Below are 16,731 nucleotides of genomic sequence, written 5' to 3'. Positions count from 1 at the left end.
GCAGCGATGCACAAGACGCTGATCGTGACCAACGACTTCCCGCCGCGCCCGGGCGGCATCCAGGCCTTCCTGCACAACATGGCGCTGCGCCTCGACCCCGAACAGGTCGTCGTCTACGCCTCCACCTGGAAGCACGGAGCCGAGGGCCGGGCGGCCACCGCCGCCTTCGACGCCGAGCAGCCCTTCCCGGTGGTGCGCGACCGCACCACCATGCTGCTGCCGACGCCCCGGGTGACCCGCCGGGCGGTGTCCCTGCTGCGCGAACACGGCTGCGGTTCGGTGTGGTTCGGGGCGGCCGCCCCGCTCGGGCTGATGGGCCCGGCGCTGCGCCGGGCGGGTGCCCGGCGGCTGGTCGCCACCACCCACGGGCACGAGGCGGGCTGGGCGCAGCTGCCGGCCGCGCGGCAGCTGCTGCGGCGGATCGGCGAGGGCACCGACACCCTGACCTACCTGGGCGAGTACACGCGTGCGCGGATCGCCTCCGCCGTCACGGAGCGGGCGGCGGCCCGGATGGTCCAACTGCCGCCGGGGGTGGACGAGAAGACCTTCCACCCCGGATCGGGCGGCGCCGAGGTCCGGGCCCGGCTGGGCCTGACCGGCCGGCCGGTGGCCGTGTGCGTATCCCGGCTGGTCCCGCGCAAGGGGCAGGACACCCTGATCGAGGCCATGCCCCGGATCCTGGCGGCCGTGCCGGACGCGGTGCTGCTGGTCGTGGGCGGCGGCCCGTACGAGGCGGACCTGCGCGCGCTGGCCGCCCGCGCCGGGGTCGCGGAGTCGGTGGTCTTCACCGGGGCGGTCCCCTGGGAGGAGCTGCCGGCCCACTACGGCGCGGGTGACGTCTTCGCGATGCCGTGCCGGACCCGGCGGGGCGGACTGGACGTGGAGGGGCTCGGGATCGTCTACCTGGAGGCCTCCGCGACGGGCCTGCCGGTGGTCGCGGGCGACTCGGGCGGCGCGCCCGACGCGGTGCTCGACGGGGAGACCGGCTGGGTCGTGCGCGGCGGCTCCCCGGACGAGGCCGCCGAGCGGATCGTCGCCCTCCTCCAGGACCCGGAACTGCGCGCGCGCATGGGCGCGCGCGGCCGCGCCTGGGTCGAGGAGAAGTGGCGCTGGGACCTCCTCGCGGACCGCCTGCGCGAGCTGCTGTAGGCGTACGTCCGCCGGGCGCCGCCCCGGTGCCCGGCGGGCGGGGGGGGATTATCGCTCCCCGGCGCCCGGCGCGGGCGCGCTCCGGCGAACCGGACGGGCCCGGGCGGGCTCCGGCCTACGGTCGAGCCATGTCTGACTGTCACTCACATACATGTCAGTGCGGGTTATGGCCGGTTGGGCGGAATCCGCTCATGATGCGGCCATGACACCCAACCTGACGCGCCGTCACCTCTTGGGCATCGGCGCACTCCAGACCGCGGCGGCCCTCGGATTCACCCGCATCGGGCTCTCCTCGGCGGCCGCCGCCGAACCCCCCGCCGCGCAGTACGCGCCCGCCATCGTCGTCGGATCCGGCTACGGGTCCGCCGTCGCCGCGCTGCGCCTCGGGCAGGCGGGGGTGCGTACCGTCGTCCTCGAAATGGGGCGGCTGTGGGACACCCCCGGGCCCGACGGGAAGGTCTTCCCCTCCACCTCCGCGCCCGACCAGCGCTCCATGTGGTTCCGCAACCGCACCGAGGCGCCGCTCGCCCAGTTCCTCTGGCTCGACGTGGTCAACCGCGACATCAGCCCCTACCCCGGCGTCCTGGACCGGGTGAACTACGGCGACATGTCCGTCTACGTCGGCCGCGGCGTCGGCGGCGGCTCACTCGTCAACGGCGGCATGTCGCCCACCCCGAGGCGCTCGTACTTCACCGAGGTCCTGCCCCAGGTCGACGCCGACGAGATGTACGGCACGTACTACCCGCGCGCCCGCGCCATGCTCGGCGTCAACGACATCGACCCCGCCTGGTTCGAGTCCACGGAGTGGTACCGCTTCGCCCGGATCTCCCGCAAGCACGCCCAGAACACCGGCCTGAAGACCACCTTCGTGCCCAACGTCTACGACTTCGCGTACATGCAGCGCGAGGCCGCCGGCACCGCCACCAGGTCGGCCCTCGCCGGGGAGGTCATCTACGGCAACAACCACGGCAAGAAGAGCGTGGACAAGACCTACCTGGCCGCCGCCCTCGGCACCGGCAACGTCACCATCGAGACCATGCAGCGCGTGGTCGGCGTCCGCCCCGACCCGGCCGGCGGCTACGTCCTCACCGTGCGGACCAGCGACGTCACCGGAAAGGTCACCCAGGTCCGCGAACTCGGCTGCAGGCAGCTCTTCCTCGGCGCCGGCAGCCTCGGCACCACCGAGATCCTGCTGCGCGCCCGCGAGCGCGGCACGCTGCCCGCGCTGAGCGAGCGCGTAGGTCTCGGCTGGGGCCCCAACGGCAACGTCATGACCGCCCGCGCCAACCACCTGTGGGACACCGTCGGAGCCAACCAGGCCACCATGCCCGCCCTGGGCATCGACGACTGGGACAACGCCGCCAACCCCGTCTTCGCCGAGATCGCCCCGCTCCCGATGGGCTTCGAGCACTGGATCTCGATGTACCTGGCCATCACCAAGAACCCGGAGCGCGGCCACTTCACCTACGACGCCGCCACCGACTCGGCGCGGCTCAACTGGCGCCGCGACCAGAACGCCCCGGCGGTGCGGGCGGCCAAGAACCTCTTCGACCGCGTCAACCGGGCCAACTTCACGATCTACCGCTACGACCTCTTCGGCGGCAACAGGGCCTTCGCCGACGACTTCACCTACCACCCGCTGGGCGGCTGCGTCCTCGGCGAGGCCACGGACGCCTACGGCCGCGCCAAGGGCTACCAGGGGCTGTACGTCGTCGACGGCTCGCTCGTACCGGGGTCGCTCGGGGTGAACCCGTTCGTCACCATCACCGCCCTCGCGGAGCGGAACATGGCCCGGATCCTCGCCGAGGACCCCCGCTAGCGCGCCGGCCCCGGCGAGGTCCGGGGCGGCTCAGCCCCGGTACAGCGCCTCGATCTCGTCCGCGAAGTCCTTGGCCACCACGTTCCGCTTCAGCTTCAGCGAGGGCGTGATGTGGCCCGACTCCTCAGTGAACTGGGAGCCGAGGATGCGGAATTTCCGCACCGATTCCGCCTTGGAAACCGCCGCGTTGCCGTCGTCGACGGCCTTCTGGACGGCGGCGATCAGCTCCGCGTCCTCGCGCAGCTCCGCCGCCGTCACCCCGGCCGGCTTGCCGTTCTCCGCGGCCCAGCGGACCAGGAACTCCTCGTCGACGGTGACCAGCGCCGCCACGAACGGCCGCCCGTCGCCGACCACCATGCACTCCGCGACCAGCGCGTGCGCCCGGATCCGGTCCTCGATCACCGCGGGGGCGACGTTCTTGCCGCCCGCCGTGACGATGAGCTCCTTCTTGCGGCCCGTGATGGCGAGGTAGCCGTCCTCGTCGAGGGTGCCGACGTCGCCGGTGTGGAACCAGCCGTCGGTCAGCGCCTCGGCGGTCGCGCTCTCGTTCTTCCAGTACTCCTTGAAGATGTGCTCGCCGTGCAGCAGCACCTCGCCGTCGTCCGCGATGCGCACCACCGAGCCCGGCAGCGGCTGGCCGACCGTACCGATCTTCGTCTTGTCCCACGGGTTGAAGGCCGTGGCCGCGCAGGACTCGGTCAGGCCGTAGCCCTCCAGCACCGTGAAGCCGATGCCGCGGAAGTAGTGCCCGAGCCGCTCGCCCAGCGGCGCGCCGCCGGAGATCGCGTACTCGCCGCGCCCGCCGAGGACCGTGTGCAGCTTGCCGTAGACCAGCTTGGAGAAGATCTTGTGCTTGAGGCGCAGACCGAAGGACGGGCCGCCCGGGGCGTCCAGCGCCCGGCTGTAGGCGATGGCCGTGTCGGCGGCCGCGTCGAAGATCCTGCCCTTGCCGTCGGCCTGGGCCTTGGCGCGCGCCGAGTTGTAGACCTTCTCGAACACGCGCGGCACCCCGAGGATCAGGGTGGGCCGGAACGACTGGAGCTCGTCCGTCAGGTTCTTGATGTCCGGTACGCAGCCCAGCCGGATCGGTGCCAGCACGGCCGCCACCTCCACCAGGCGCCCGAAGACGTGCGCGGCCGGCAGGAACAGCAGCACGGAGCACTCGCCGGTCCGGAAGAGCGGGCTCAGGCGCTCCACCACGTTGCCGCACTCGGCGAAGAAGTTGCGGTGGGTCAGCACGCAGCCCTTGGGGCGGCCGGTGGTGCCCGAGGTGTAGACGATGGTGGCGGGGTCGTCGGCGTTGGCGAGGGCGCTGCGCGCGTCCACCTCGGCGTCGGTGACGGCGGCGCCCGCGGTCTTCAGGGCGGCCAGGGCGTCCCGCTCGATCTCCCAGACCTCGCGCAGCTCCGGCAGTCGGTCGCGCAGGGAGGCCACGGTCGCGCTGTGCGCGGGGCTCTCCGCGATGACGGCGACCGCGCCGGAGTCCCCGAGGATCCACTGGACCTGCTCGGCGGAGCTCGTCTCGTACACGGGGACGGTGACGCCGCCCGCGGTCCAGATCGCGAAGTCGAGGAGCACCCACTCGTAGCGGGTGCGGGAGATCAGGGCGACCCGGTCGCCGGGTTCGACGCCCGCGGCGATCAGGCCCTTGGCGGTGGCCCGCACCTCGGCGAGGAACTCCGTCGCGGTCACGTCCTGCCACCGGCCGTCGACCTTGCGGCTCATGACGGCGGTGTCGGGATGCTGGGAGGCGTTGCGGCGGACGAGATCCGTCAGGTTCCCGTCCGAAGGGACCTCGTACAGGGCCGGAAGGCTGAACTCGCGCAAGACTGCTGCTCCTCTGGGCGCCATCGCCACCGTGTGGACCGACCGGACGTTACCCACCGGTAGTGGGTTCCGGATAGGGGGAACAGGCCAGATGTTCCGTGCGTCACATTCTGTACATCGCCGGACTCCGCCCGGACACCGGCGGACCCGCAACCGCCGTGCCGACAGTAGTCGACCCCCTTCGCGACTCGGAAGTAACCGCAGGTCCGGCCGCCTGCGGGGGTCCCTCTACCGGGCCGGGCCCCGGCGCCCCTAGGGTGGCCGCATGGGTGGCACGAAGAGTCGTACGCGGGTCCACGTCGTCAGCGACGTCCACGGCAACACCGAAGCCCTCGCCCGGGCCAAAGAGGGCGCCGACGCCCTCGTCTGCCTCGGTGACCTGGTGCTCTTCCTCGACTACGCCGACCACTCGCGCGGCATCTTCCCCGACCTCTTCGGCATCGAGAACGCCGACCGGATCGTCGAACTGCGCACCGCGAAGCGCTTCGCGGAGGCGAGGGAATTCGGCCGCAGGCTGTGGGAGGGGCTGGACAGGGACCGCCTGATCGAGGAAGCCGTACGCCGCCAGTACGCCCGGATGTTCGCCGCCTTCCCCACCCCCACGTACGCCACCTACGGCAACGTCGACATCCCGGGTCTGTGGTCCGAGTACGCCGGACCCGGCACCACCGTCCTCGACGGCCAGCGCGTGGAGATCGGCGGTCGCGTCTTCGGCTTCGTCGGCGGCGGCCTGCCCTCGCCGATGCGCACGCCCTACGAGGTCGACGAGGAGGAGTACGCCGCCAAGGTGGAGGCCCTCGGCGAGGTGGACGTGCTGTGCTCGCACATCCCGCCGGAGGTCCCCGAGCTCTGCTACGACACCGTCGCCCGCCGCTTCGAGCGGGGCAGCGAGGCCCTGCTGGCCGCCATCCGGCGGACCCGGCCGCGGTACGCGCTGTTCGGGCACGTCCACCAGCCGCTGGCGCGGCGGGTCCGGATCGGCGGCACGGAGTGCGTCAACGTCGGCCACTTCGCGGCGACCGGGCGGCCGTGGGCCCTGGAGTGGTGAGAGGGGCGGCCGTGGTGGCGCCCGCACGCACGGTAGCCTTCACGCGGCGGCCGGGGGCCGCCCGCACACTTGTCGAACACTCCCCGGAGGAGCGACCGCGATGGCGGAACACACCAGCTCGAGCATCACGATCGCGGCCGCGCCGGCCGACGTCATGGCCGTGATCGCCGACTTCGCCCGCTACCCCGAATGGACCGGCGAGGTGAAGGAGGCCGAGGTGCTGGCCACCGACGCCGAGGGCCGCGCGGCCAAGGTGCGGCTGCTGCTCGACGCGGGCGCGATCAAGGACGACCACACCCTCGCCTACCGCTGGACCGGCACCGACGAGGTCAGCTGGACCCTGGACAAGTCCCAGATGCTGCGGCAGCTGGACGGCTCCTACCGGCTCGCCCCGCTGGCGGGCGGCCGCAGCACCGAGGTCACCTACCAGCTGACGGTGGACGTCAAGATCCCCATGCTCGGCATGATCAAGCGCAAGGCGGAGAAGGTCATCATCGACCGCGCGCTGGCGGGCCTGAAGAAGCGCGTCGAGTCCAAGGCCGCCTGAGGCCGCCCACCCCACCCCGCCCGTACACCCCCGTCCCCGGCCCGGCCGGGGCGTCCGGCGCCGCCCGGTCCGATCCGGCCCCGCCGCGGCCCGGGCCACGGGCGCCCGGGGCGCGCGCTCCGGCGCGCCGTACGTCCGGGCGGGGAGCGGGCCCGGGCCGCACCGCACCGACCCGGGCGCACCGGGGCCCGCCGCCGGGCCCCGGTCCGGATTCTCCGGGCAGCGGGGGCGGAAAGCCCCCGCCCCCGCGCGGCGGCGACCGGGAGCCGCCCCCGGAGTCCGACAACGAGGAGCACCATGACGCAGGTCCTGCTGGTCACCGGACCCGGTGGGGCCGGGCGCAGCACCATCGCCGGGGCCACCGCGCTCGCCGCCGTCCGCGACGGGCGCCGCGCGGTGCTGCTGTCCGCGGCCTACCCCTTCCACGGCGGCCCCGTCCCCGAGGGCCTGCACGCCCCCCGGCTCGACTCCGGGGCGGAGTTCCGCAGCGAACTCGCCGCCCTCCAGGACCGCGGCGCCGCCCTCATCGGCATGCTCGGCGGCCGTCCCCTCGGCGCCGAGGAACTCACCGAGCTGCCCGGCGCCGAGCAGTTCGCCCTGCTGCGCGCCCTGCGCCGGGCGGCCCGCGCCCCCGGCGCCGACCTCGTCGTCGTGGACATGCCGCCGCTGCACCAGGCGCTGACCACCCTGGCCCTCCCCGCCCAGCTGCGCCGCTACCTCGCCCGGCTGCTGCCCGCCGAACGCCAGGCGGCCCGCGCCCTGCGCCCCGTACTGGCCCAGCTGGCCGGAGTGCCGATGCCCGCGCAGTGGCTCTACGAGGCCGCCGCCCGCTGGGACGAGGAGCTGGCCGCCGTCCAGGCCGTCGTCGAGGACGCCGCCACCGCCGTCCGGCTGGTCGCGGAACCCGGCCCCGCCGCGGACGCCGCCCTGCGCACCGCCGTGCTCGGCCTCTCCCTGTACGAGCTGCCCGTCCTGGACCTGGTCGCCAACCGGCTGGTCCCGCGGGACTCCGCCGACCCCTGGCTGGCCGGGATCGCCGCCCGGCAGGACGCCTTCCTGGCCGGCCGGGACCCGGACCTGCCCGTCGTCCGGGCGGCCCACCTCGGCCGGGACCCGCAGGGCCCCGACGACCTGGAGCTGCTCGCCGCCGCCCCCGGCATGGCCCCGGCCGGCGCCCCGGGCCGCCCCCGCTGGAGCGTCGAGGACCGGCTCGCCGCCGACGGGGTGCTGGTCTGGGCGATCCCGCTGCCCCGCGCCCGCAAGGGCGAGCTGGACCTGATCCGGCGCGGCGACGAGCTGGTGCTCGCGGTGGGCCCGCACCGCAGGATCGCCGCCCTGCCCGCGGCGCTGCGCCGCTGCACCGTCTCCGGTGCCGCCCTCGACGAAGGCGTCCTGCGCGTCCGCTTCACCCCCGACCCGCAGCAGTGGCCCCGGGCGCGCTGAGCCGCGTACCGCCGTTCGGGTACCGTCGGAAGGAGGCGGTACCCCGTACCGCACCGCACCGCACCGCACGTCCCGCCGCCGCAGGAGAGTCCGCCATGAGCGAGGCCACCGACCGCCCCACCGACGACGACGCCTGGGCGAAGGCCTGCGCCGAGGACCTCGCCGCCGAGGAGGCCCGCCGCCGGGCGGAGCGCGAGGCCGCCGGGGCCGGGCCCGCCGGCGCCCCCGGCACGGCCGCCGAGGAACTGTTCAAGCTCTTCGGGGCCGTCGCCGACAAGGTCTCCGCCCTGAACAACCCGCTGCTCGGCGCCGCCGCCCAGGACGCCGTACGCCAGTTCGTCAACCAGGCCAAGACCGCCGCCAAGCCCGTCGTCGAACGCAACCCCGAGGTCTTCGACCACCTGGCCGCCGCCGGGTCCGAGCTGCTGGCCGCCTACCGCTCCGCCGTCGAGGGACACGAGCGCCGCTGGACCCGCGACGAGCCGCCCGCCCCGAACGGGCCGTCCGGCAACGGCGGCGGCGACGGCGGGGACGACGAGGGCCCCGAAGCGGGCCCGGCCGAGCGGATCGATCTCGACTGATCCTCCGCCCGCCTCGGGTACGGTGGGCCGTGGCGGGGTTTGACCGGAAACCGAGGGACTAATGGGACTCACCATCGGCGTCGACATCGGCGGCACGAAGATCGCGGCCGGCGTGGTCGACGAAGAGGGCACCATCCTTGAGACGTACAAGGTGCCCACCCCGCCGACCGCGGACGGAGTGACGGAGGCGATCTGCGCCGCCGTCTCCGAAGTCGGCAGCAACCACACCATCGACGCCGTCGGCATCGGCGCCGCGGGCTACGTGGACGACAAGCGCGCCACCGTCCTGTTCGCGCCGAACATCAACTGGCGCCACGAGCCGCTCAAGGACAAGGTCGAGCAGCGCATCGGCCTGCCCGTCGTGGTCGAGAACGACGCGAACTGCGCGGCCTGGGGCGAGTACCGCTTCGGCGCCGGCCAGGGCCACGAGGACGTCATCTGCATCACGCTCGGCACGGGCCTGGGCGGCGGCATCATCATCGGCAACAAGCTCCGGCGCGGACGCTTCGGCGTGGCCGCCGAGTTCGGCCACATCCGGGTCGTCCCGGACGGCCTGCTGTGCGGCTGCGGCAGCCAGGGCTGCTGGGAGCAGTACGCCTCCGGCCGCGCGCTCGTCCGGTACGCGAAGCAGCGCGCCAACGCCACCCCCGAGAACGCGAAGACCCTGCTCGCGCTCGGCGACGGCACCCCCGAGGGCATCGAGGGCAAGCACATCAGCGAGGCCGCCCGGGCCGGCGACCCGGTGGCCGTCGACTCCTTCCGCGAGCTGGCGCGTTGGGCCGGAGCCGGTCTCGCCGACCTGGCCTCCCTCTTCGACCCGTCGGCGTTCATCGTCGGCGGCGGGGTCTCCGACGAGGGCGACCTCGTCCTCGACCCGATCCGCAAGTCCTTCAAGCGCTGGCTGATCGGCGGCGCGTGGCGCCCGCACGCGCAGGTGCTCGCCGCGCAGCTCGGCGGCAAGGCCGGGCTCGTCGGCGCGGCGGACCTGGCGCGCCAGGGCTGAGAACGGGTTACGTGCACGGTCGCCCGCCGCGCCCCTTGGGGGAGCGGCGGGCTTCTGCGTATGTTGCGGGGCATGCTGCCGAAGTCTGTTACGGAGCCCGACGGTTCTGCCGTGATCCGGGCCCTCAGCTACAACATCCGCTCGCTGCGCGACGACGAGGAGGCACTGGCCCGGGTGATCCGCGCCTGCGCGCCCGACCTCGTCTTCGTCCAGGAGGCACCGCGGTTCTTCCGCTGGCGCAAGCACGCGGCGCGGCTGGCCTCGAAGACCGACCTGGTGGTGCTGAGCGGCGGAGCGACGGCGGCGGGGCCGCTGCTGCTGTGCTCGCTACGGGCCTTCGTGGAGCGCACCGAGGACGTACTGCTCCCGCCGGTGCCGGGCCGCCACCGGCGGGGCTTCGCCACGGCGGTGGTCCGCTTCGGGGCGGCGCGGGTCGGGGTCGTCAGCGCGCACCTGTCCCTGGACCGGGCGGAGCGGGCCGCGCAGGCGGGGCTCCTGGCGGAACGGGCCGCGGCGCTGGGGGCGCCGCACGCGCTCGTGGCGGCCGACGTCAACGAAGCCCCCGGCGGGCCGGCGTTCGGGCGCCTCACGGAAACCCTGCGGGACTGCTGGACGGTCGCGCCCTGGGGTGGTGCGGAGACCTTCCCGGCGGTCGCGCCGGACCGGCGCATCGACGCCGTCTTCGCCAGCCCGGGGGTGGAAGTCCTGGCCTGCGGGGTCCCCACCGGCCTGCCCGGGATCACCTCCCACGACCTGCGCACCGCCACGGACCACCTCCCGGTCCTGGCCGCCCTCCGCATCCCGGCCTAGCCCGGCGCGGCGGCCGGTCCGGCGCAGCGGCCGGGCGGCCGGCTGCGCCGGGAGGGGGTCAGACCACCGCGCCGCGGCCCGGGTCGTCGTCCTCGTCGTCGCCGTGCGCCATGCGGGCCACCAGGGTGGCGAAGCCGCCCAGGAAGCCGCCGATGCCCAGGGTGGTCAGCCACCAGGTCATGTCCCACTGGAGCAGCACCGCCAGCAACAGCAGCACCGGCCCGCCCACCACCGCCAGCCACGCGAACTTCGCCGTGGTGTCGGCGGGCGGCAGCTCCGGCTCCGGCGGGACGAAGTGGCCCTCCTCCTCGTCCTTCGGCGGGGCCGGCGTGTGGTCCCGGGGGCCCGCCATCGCCCCGACGCCCGGCGCGAAGGTCACCGAGCTCCCCAGAGCCGGAGGGTCCGGTTCCGGCGCCGGGGGCGCCGGCTTCACGTCCTCCTCCGGCAGCATCAGGTTCTCGATCGGCCGGAACGGCCTGGCGCCCGGCGGGTCCGCCGGCTCCTGCCCGTACCCGGCGACGATCGCGGCCCACGCCGCCTCCTCGTCCAGCGGGGGCACACCCCCCGCGGACTCCTCGTGCTCAGCCACCGCTGGCCGCCCCCTCCCTGCCGACGCTCTCCGCGAGCCGCCCGACGAACGCATAGCTGTCCGCGAAGATCCGCTCCGCGTCGTAGTCCAACGTCGCGACGTGGTAGCTCTGTTCCAGCAGGGTCTCGGTGACGTCCGTCGAGGACACCCGCGCCAGGATCCGCGCCGAGTCCACGGGCGGCACCACGTGGTCCTGCGGGCTGTGCAGCAGCAGCACCGGCTGCGTCACCTGCGGCAGCTCGGTGTCCACCAGCTGGAAGAACTTGCGCAGCGAGTGCGCGGCCCGGGTCGGGACCCGGTCGTAGCCGACCTCCTCCGAGCCCGGCTTCGCGATGTCGCTGGCGATGCCCGGCGTCGACCGGATGAAGTGCTTGGCCACCGGAAGGGCGACGGCCAGCGGGTCGTGCACCTTGTTGGCCGGGTTGACGAGGACGATCCCGCTGATCGCGTCCCCGTGCCTGGCCGCCAGCCGCAGCGTCAGCGCCCCGCCCATGGAGAGCCCGAAGACGAAGACCCGCTCGCACCGATCCAGCAGTTCCCGCAGCGCGCGGTCGACCTCCGCGTACCAGTCCTGCCAGCCGGTGAGCTGCATGTCCTGCCAGCGCGTCCCGTGCCCGGGCAGCAGCGGCAGCGAGACCGTCAGCCCGCGCGCGGCCAGGTACTCGGCCCAGGGACGCAGGGACTGCGGGGAACCGGTGAAGCCGTGGCAGAGGAGGACGCCGACCTCTCCGCCCTCGTGGCGGAACGGCTCGGCTCCAGGGAGGACGGGCACCAGGATCTCCTTGGTCATGAAGGGGTTGACGGGTGCGTTGCTCTGTGTGACTTCACCGTACGCGACCGGCGTGACACCGACCAGGGTCGTCGGGCCGCTCCGGGAGGAGCCACGGGATAAGGTCTGTTCGACAGACACAGGAAGGCGCATCAGTTGATCTACGGCGCAATGAAGTTCTCCATCGGCGGTTCCCTGAAGCTCGCGTTCAGGCCGTGGGTGGAGGGCCTCGAGAACATTCCCGCAGAGGGGCCGGCGATCCTCGCGAGCAACCACCTGTCCTTCTCCGACTCCTTCTTCCTGCCGGCCGTGCTGGACCGGAAGGTCACCTTCATCGCGAAGGCCGAGTACTTCACCTCCCCGGGGGTCAAGGGCAAGCTGACGGCCGCCTTCTTCAAGGGCGTCGGCCAGCTCCCGGTGGACCGCTCCGGCGCGCGCGGCGCGGGTGAGGCCGCCATCAAGAGCGGCATCGAGGTCATCGAACGCGGGGAGCTGTTCGGTATTTACCCCGAGGGCACGCGTTCACCCGACGGCCGCCTCTACCGCGGCAAGCCCGGCGGCCTGGCCCGGGTGGCGCTCGCCACCGGAGCCCCGGTGATCCCGGTCGCGATGATCGACACGGAGAAGATCCAGCCGCCCGGCAAGGTCGTCCCGAAGCTGATGCGCCCGGGCATCCGGATCGGCAAGCCGCTGGACTTCAGCCGCTACCACGGGATGGAGGGGGACCGCTTCATCCTCCGCTCGGTGACCGACGAGGTCATGTACGAGATCATGAAGCTCTCCGGCCAGGAGTACGTGGACATCTACGCGACGGCCGCCAAGCGGCAGATCGCGGACGCGGAGAAGGCGGAGAAGGCCGGGAAGGCGGAGGCCGAGAAGGCCGCGAAGGGCGCCAAGGGCGAGAAGACGGACGGCGGGGAGTAGCGGCGGGCGGCCGGCGCCCGCACGGGGGGTGGGGGAGATGGCCAGGCGCGAGCGCGTCGTACGGATGTCGGTCGAGCAGCCGCTGTGGCGCGCCCTGACCGCCTACCGGTTGCTCACCATGGTGTACGCGGTGCTGCTGTTCGCCTCCGCGTACCGCGGGTTCGACCGGCCCTGGACCGCGGCCGGCTACCTCGCCGTGCTCACCGTCTGGACGCTGGTGACCCGCCGCAGGGCGGCCTCCGCCGCCGCCTGCACCCGCCGGTTCCTCGCCCTCGACCTCACCGTCGCGCTGGCCGGGATCCTGCTGACCCCGCTCGCCGACAGCCACGACCGGATCGCGGGCGGCGGCCCCACCCTCCCCAGCATCTGGACGGCGGGATCCGTCCTCGCCTTCGCGCTCAAGGGCGGCTGGCGCTGGGCGGGCATCGCCTCGACCTTCGTGGCCGTCGCCAACCTCGTCATCCACGGCGGCGACCCCACCCGGGACACCCTGCACAACGTCCTGCTGGTCTGGGTCGCCTCGATCGCGATCGGCTACGTCGTCGAGGTCGCCCGGGCCAGTGAGGCGACGCTCGCCCGCGCCCTGGAGATCGAGGCCGCCACCCGCGAGCGCGAACGCCTCGCCCGGGACATCCACGACGGGGTCCTCCAGGTCCTCGCCATGGTCCAGCGGCGCGGCTCCGAACTGGGCGGCGAGGCCGCCGAGCTCGGCCGGATGGCGGGCGAGCAGGAAGTCGCGCTGCGCACGCTGGTGTCCAGCGGGCTGGTGCCCCCCTCGCGGGTCTCGCACGACGAGTCGCTGGGCGCGCTGGTGGACACGTACGAGGTCGAGGAGCCGGGCGGGGACGGGGGCGAGCTGGACCTGCGCGCGCTCCTCGCCCCGCACGCCGGGTCCCGGGTCAGCTTCGCCGAACCGGGCGCCCCGGTGCCGCTGCCGGTCCCCGCCGCCCGGGAGCTGGCCGCGGCGGTCGGCGCCGCCCTGGACAACGTGCGCAAGCACGCCGGGGAGGGGGCCAGGGCCTGGATCCTGCTGGAGGACTGGGGGGACGAGGTGATCGTGACCGTCCGGGACGACGGCCCCGGCATCGCGGCCGGCCGGCTCGACCAGGCGGCCGGCGAGGGCCGGATGGGCGTGCCCCTGTCCATCCGGGGCCGGCTGCGCGACCTCGGCGGCAGCGCCGAGCTGGTGTCGGTCCCCGGCCAGGGAACCGAAGTCGAACTGAAAGTACCGAGGGGGAGGACCCAGTGACCGAGCCGGAGAACGAGCCCAGCACGATCAAGGTGATGGTCGTCGACGACCACCCGATGTGGCGGGACGCCGTCGCCCGCGATCTGGCCGCCGCCGGATTCGACGTCGTGGCCACCGCCGGGGACGGGCCCGAAGCCGTCCGCCGGGCCCGCGCCGTCGCCCCGCGGGTGCTGGTCCTGGACCTCAACCTGCCGGGCATGCCGGGCGTACAGGTCTGCAAGGAGCTCGTCGGCGCCGATCCCGCGCTGCGCGTGCTCGTCCTGTCGGCGAGCGGGGAGCACGCGGACGTCCTGGAGGCCGTCAAGTCCGGGGCGACGGGCTACCTGCTGAAGTCCGCCGGGGCCCAGGAGCTGATCGACGCGGTGCGCCGCACGGCCGCCGGGGACCCGGTGTTCACCCCGGGCCTGGCCGGGCTGGTCCTCGGCGAGTACCGGCGCCTGGCGACGGACCCGGCGCCCGCCGCCGCCGACGAGCCGAAGGCCCCGCGGCTGACCGACCGGGAGACCGAGGTGCTGCGCCTGGTGGCCAAGGGGCTCTCGTACAAGCAGATCGCCGAGCGGCTGGTCATCTCCCACCGCACGGTGCAGAACCACGTGCAGAACACCCTGGGCAAACTCCAGCTGCACAACCGGGTGGAGCTCGTCCGGTACGCCATAGAGCGCGGCCTCGACGACGCGTAACGGGTGACATCGCTCGTACGTACTTCCCCGTTCGAGTGAACACGCGTACGCAACGCCCCCGGATTTCACTGGAATTGGCCTCTCCGGGCCCCTTGCTGTGACCTGGGTCACCACTAGCGTGACCGTCATGGCGAAGGGAGATTCCATGAAGGTCGGAGTACTCACGGGCGGCGGCGACTGCCCCGGGCTCAACGCGGTGATCAGGGCCGTCGTCCGCAAGGGAACGCAGGAGTACGGCTACGGGTTCGTCGGGTTCAAGGACGGCTGGCGGGGGCCGGTCGAGGGGGACACCGTCCCGCTCGGCATCCCCGAGGTCCGCGGGATCCTGCCGCGCGGCGGAACCATCCTCGGCTCCTCGCGCACCAACCCGTTCAAGACGCAGAACGGCGTGCGCTCCATCAAGGAGAACCTCGCGAAGTCCGAGGTCGACGCGCTCGTCGCGATCGGCGGCGAGGACACCCTGGGCGTGGCCGCCCGGCTGTACGAGGAGTACGGCATCCCGTGCGTCGGCGTGCCGAAGACCATCGACAACGACCTCTCGGCCACCGACTACACCTTCGGCTTCGACACCGCCGTCGGCATCGCGACCGAGGCCATCGACCGCCTGCACACCACCGCCGAGTCCCACATGAGGGTCCTCGTCGTCGAGGTGATGGGCCGGCACGCCGGCTGGATCGCCCTGCACTCCGGGCTAGCGGGCGGCGCCAACGTCATCCTCATCCCCGAACAGCGCTTCGACATCGACCGGGTCTGCGCCTGGGTCACCTCCCGCTTCAAGGCGAGCTACGCGCCCATCGTGGTCGTGGCCGAGGGCGCGATGCCCACCGACGGCGAGCTGGTGCTCAAGGACGCCACCACGGACTCCTTCGGGCACGTCCGCCTCTCCGGCGTCGGCGAATGGCTGGCCAAGGAGATCGAGGCGCGCACGGGCAAGGAAGCCCGTACGACCGTCCTCGGGCACATCCAGCGCGGCGGCACCCCGAGCGCGTTCGACCGCTGGCTGGCCACCCGCTTCGGGCTGCACGCGATCGACGCGGTGCGCGACGGCGACTTCGGCAAGATGGTCGCCCTCAAGGGCACCGACATCGTCCGCGTGCCGATCGCGGAGGCCACCGCGAAGCTGAAGACGGTGGACCCCGCCCTGTACGAGGAGGTCGGGGTCTTCTTCGGCTGACCGGGCCGCACGCACCGCACGGCGTGGCCGAACCATGGGACGTATCGTGACGAACGACCCATGGTTCGACCGGTCCGACGTACGGAGCACGCGTGGAGATCCTGGCCTTCGGAGTGACCGCCGACGAGAAGCCGCTGATGGAGCGGGCCTTCTCGGGACAGCACGAGGTGCGCTGCCTCGACGTCTTCCTCAGTGAGGACACCGCGCCCATCGCGGCCGGCTACGAGATCGTCTCCTCCAGCGTCAACGCCGACCTGGGCGGCCGGGTCCTGCGCATCCTCGCGGCGGGCGGGACCAGGATGATCGCGCAGCGCTCCACCGGCTTCAACAACATCGACCTCGACGTGGCCCGGCAGCTCGGGATGACCGTCGGCCGGGTCTCCTTCTACTCGCCCTACTCGGTCGCCGAGTTCGCCTGGACGCTGGCCATGGCCGTGAACCGGCGGATCGTCCGGGCCTCCAACCGCACCCGCGACTTCGACTTCCGGCTGAACGGCCTCATGGGCCGGGACCTGCGCGGACGCACGGCGGGAGTGATCGGCACCGGGAAGATCGGCGAGGCCTTCACCCGGATCGCGCACGGCTTCGGGATGAACCTGCTGGGCTGGGACGTCGCCCGCAATCCGGCCTGCCTGGAGCTGGGCATGACGTACGTGGACAAGGAGACGCTGCTCGCGGAGGCGGACCTCGTCAGCCTCCACGTCCCGCTGCTGGAGTCCACGCACCACATCATCGACGCGGCCGCCCTGAAGACGATGCGGGACGACGCGATCCTGGTGAACTCCAGCCGCGGCGGGCTGATCGACACCGACGCGCTGGTCACGGAACTGCGCGCGGGCCGGTTCGCGGGCGTGGGGCTGGACGTGTACGAGGCGGAGGCCGGGGTGTTCTTCCTCGACAAGTCCCTGGAGGCCGTCGAGGACGACACGCTGGCCCGGCTGGTGACCTTCCCGCACGTGCTCGTCACCTCCCACCAGGCGTACTACACGCGCGACGCGGTCGGCCAGATCATCGACACCACCGTCGCCAACGTGGCCGACTACCTGGCCGGCCGCCGCTCCGAGAACACCCTGGTCCCCGACGCGCCCACCGCGTGACGCCGGGGGCCCCGCGCGCCCC

The 16,731-nt window shown here is 73.4% G+C and carries 16 protein-coding genes; 13 read left to right on the top strand and 3 right to left on the bottom strand.

The features are described from left to right. The first annotated feature begins 6 nt into the window (after positions 1–6). Together ACGFXC_RS22005 and ACGFXC_RS22000 are read left to right on the top strand one after the other, a co-directional pair. The gene (locus ACGFXC_RS22005) at positions 7–1,149 is read left to right on the top strand and encodes a glycosyltransferase family 4 protein (RefSeq protein ID WP_393715202.1); all 1,143 of its coding nucleotides are present in this window, start codon (positions 7–9) and stop codon (positions 1,147–1,149) included. A gap of 202 nt (positions 1,150–1,351) precedes the next feature. Continuing rightward, positions 1,352–2,968: a GMC oxidoreductase gene (locus tag ACGFXC_RS22000; protein ID WP_393715201.1), complete on the top strand. Its 1,617-nt coding sequence runs from the start codon at positions 1,352–1,354 to the stop codon at positions 2,966–2,968. 30 nt (positions 2,969–2,998) lie between these two features. Here the strand turns inward: ACGFXC_RS22000 and ACGFXC_RS21995 are convergent, their stop codons facing one another. Further along, positions 2,999–4,795, bottom strand: coding sequence for an AMP-dependent synthetase/ligase (locus tag ACGFXC_RS21995; protein ID WP_393715199.1), 1,797 nt, complete (start codon positions 4,793–4,795; stop codon positions 2,999–3,001). A 265-nt stretch (positions 4,796–5,060) separates the two neighbouring features. On the opposite strand from ACGFXC_RS21995, the gene ACGFXC_RS21990 reads away from it, so the two are divergent. The 6 genes from ACGFXC_RS21990 (at position 5,061) to ACGFXC_RS21965 (ending at position 10,227) form a co-directional block, all read left to right on the top strand. Next, a complete protein-coding gene (locus tag ACGFXC_RS21990; RefSeq protein ID WP_393715197.1) occupies positions 5,061–5,843 on the top strand; it encodes a metallophosphoesterase in 783 nt (260 codons plus the stop codon). Between the two features lie 100 nt (positions 5,844–5,943). Then, on the top strand, positions 5,944–6,390 hold the full coding sequence (locus tag ACGFXC_RS21985) for an SRPBCC family protein (RefSeq protein ID WP_393715196.1): 447 nt from the start codon (positions 5,944–5,946) through the stop codon (positions 6,388–6,390). 297 nt (positions 6,391–6,687) lie between these two features. Then, a complete protein-coding gene (locus ACGFXC_RS21980) occupies positions 6,688–7,833 on the top strand; it encodes an ArsA family ATPase (RefSeq protein ID WP_393715194.1) in 1,146 nt (381 codons plus the stop codon). A 95-nt stretch (positions 7,834–7,928) separates the two neighbouring features. Then, positions 7,929–8,414: a DUF5304 domain-containing protein gene (locus ACGFXC_RS21975; RefSeq protein ID WP_393715192.1), complete on the top strand. Its 486-nt coding sequence runs from the start codon at positions 7,929–7,931 to the stop codon at positions 8,412–8,414. A 61-nt stretch (positions 8,415–8,475) separates the two neighbouring features. After that, complete coding sequence (locus ACGFXC_RS21970) at positions 8,476–9,417, top strand: ROK family glucokinase (RefSeq protein WP_393715190.1); 942 nt, start codon at positions 8,476–8,478, stop codon at positions 9,415–9,417. 72 nt (positions 9,418–9,489) lie between these two features. Beyond that, complete coding sequence (locus ACGFXC_RS21965) at positions 9,490–10,227, top strand: endonuclease/exonuclease/phosphatase family protein (RefSeq protein ID WP_393715188.1); 738 nt, start codon at positions 9,490–9,492, stop codon at positions 10,225–10,227. A 58-nt stretch (positions 10,228–10,285) separates the two neighbouring features. On the opposite strand, the gene ACGFXC_RS21960 is transcribed toward ACGFXC_RS21965, so the two are convergent. Both ACGFXC_RS21960 and ACGFXC_RS21955 read right to left on the bottom strand, forming a co-directional pair. Next, the gene (locus ACGFXC_RS21960; protein WP_393715186.1) at positions 10,286–10,816 is read right to left on the bottom strand and encodes a hypothetical protein; all 531 of its coding nucleotides are present in this window, start codon (positions 10,814–10,816) and stop codon (positions 10,286–10,288) included. Beyond that, complete coding sequence (locus ACGFXC_RS21955) at positions 10,809–11,588, bottom strand: alpha/beta hydrolase (protein WP_393715378.1); 780 nt, start codon at positions 11,586–11,588, stop codon at positions 10,809–10,811. The genes ACGFXC_RS21960 and ACGFXC_RS21955 overlap by 8 nt, the downstream gene beginning before the upstream one ends. 168 nt (positions 11,589–11,756) lie before the next feature. Between ACGFXC_RS21955 and ACGFXC_RS21950 the strand changes: the two genes are divergently transcribed. The 5 genes from ACGFXC_RS21950 (at position 11,757) to ACGFXC_RS21930 (ending at position 16,709) form a co-directional block, all read left to right on the top strand. After that, positions 11,757–12,509: a lysophospholipid acyltransferase family protein gene (locus ACGFXC_RS21950; protein WP_393715376.1), complete on the top strand. Its 753-nt coding sequence runs from the start codon at positions 11,757–11,759 to the stop codon at positions 12,507–12,509. A gap of 37 nt (positions 12,510–12,546) precedes the next feature. Continuing rightward, on the top strand, positions 12,547–13,758 hold the full coding sequence (macS, locus tag ACGFXC_RS21945) for a MacS family sensor histidine kinase (RefSeq protein WP_393715185.1): 1,212 nt from the start codon (positions 12,547–12,549) through the stop codon (positions 13,756–13,758). A gap of 35 nt (positions 13,759–13,793) precedes the next feature. After that, positions 13,794–14,438 (top strand): response regulator, encoded by a 645-nt coding sequence (locus tag ACGFXC_RS21940; RefSeq protein ID WP_393715374.1) that lies wholly within the window; start codon positions 13,794–13,796, stop codon positions 14,436–14,438. 145 nt (positions 14,439–14,583) lie between these two features. Continuing rightward, the gene (locus ACGFXC_RS21935) at positions 14,584–15,612 is read left to right on the top strand and encodes a 6-phosphofructokinase (RefSeq protein ID WP_393715184.1); all 1,029 of its coding nucleotides are present in this window, start codon (positions 14,584–14,586) and stop codon (positions 15,610–15,612) included. A gap of 92 nt (positions 15,613–15,704) precedes the next feature. Further along, positions 15,705–16,709 (top strand): 2-hydroxyacid dehydrogenase, encoded by a 1,005-nt coding sequence (locus tag ACGFXC_RS21930; RefSeq protein ID WP_393715182.1) that lies wholly within the window; start codon positions 15,705–15,707, stop codon positions 16,707–16,709. Positions 16,710–16,731: the final 22 nt, after the last annotated feature.

It is taken from the genome of Streptomyces sp. NPDC048507 (genome assembly GCF_043199995.1).
GTDB lineage: Bacteria > Actinomycetota > Actinomycetes > Streptomycetales > Streptomycetaceae > Streptomyces.
This window is presented reverse-complemented; position numbering and strand designations above follow the sequence as displayed.

Bases quoted from the DNA above. Each gene is read 5' to 3' on its own strand.
- ACGFXC_RS22005 (WP_393715202.1), top strand. From the start codon at position 7: ATGCACAAGACGCTGATCGTGACCAACGACTTCCCGCCGCGCCCGGGC.
- ACGFXC_RS22000 (WP_393715201.1), top strand. From the start codon at position 1,352: ATGACACCCAACCTGACGCGCCGTCACCTCTTGGGCATCGGCGCACTC.
- ACGFXC_RS21990 (WP_393715197.1), top strand. From the start codon at position 5,061: ATGGGTGGCACGAAGAGTCGTACGCGGGTCCACGTCGTCAGCGACGTC.
- ACGFXC_RS21985 (WP_393715196.1), top strand. From the start codon at position 5,944: ATGGCGGAACACACCAGCTCGAGCATCACGATCGCGGCCGCGCCGGCC.
- ACGFXC_RS21980 (WP_393715194.1), top strand. From the start codon at position 6,688: ATGACGCAGGTCCTGCTGGTCACCGGACCCGGTGGGGCCGGGCGCAGC.
- ACGFXC_RS21975 (WP_393715192.1), top strand. From the start codon at position 7,929: ATGAGCGAGGCCACCGACCGCCCCACCGACGACGACGCCTGGGCGAAG.
- ACGFXC_RS21970 (WP_393715190.1), top strand. From the start codon at position 8,476: ATGGGACTCACCATCGGCGTCGACATCGGCGGCACGAAGATCGCGGCC.
- ACGFXC_RS21965 (WP_393715188.1), top strand. From the start codon at position 9,490: ATGCTGCCGAAGTCTGTTACGGAGCCCGACGGTTCTGCCGTGATCCGG.
- ACGFXC_RS21950 (WP_393715376.1), top strand. From the start codon at position 11,757: ATGAAGTTCTCCATCGGCGGTTCCCTGAAGCTCGCGTTCAGGCCGTGG.
- macS (WP_393715185.1), top strand. From the start codon at position 12,547: ATGGCCAGGCGCGAGCGCGTCGTACGGATGTCGGTCGAGCAGCCGCTG.
- ACGFXC_RS21940 (WP_393715374.1), top strand. From the start codon at position 13,794: ATGGTCGTCGACGACCACCCGATGTGGCGGGACGCCGTCGCCCGCGAT.
- ACGFXC_RS21935 (WP_393715184.1), top strand. From the start codon at position 14,584: ATGAAGGTCGGAGTACTCACGGGCGGCGGCGACTGCCCCGGGCTCAAC.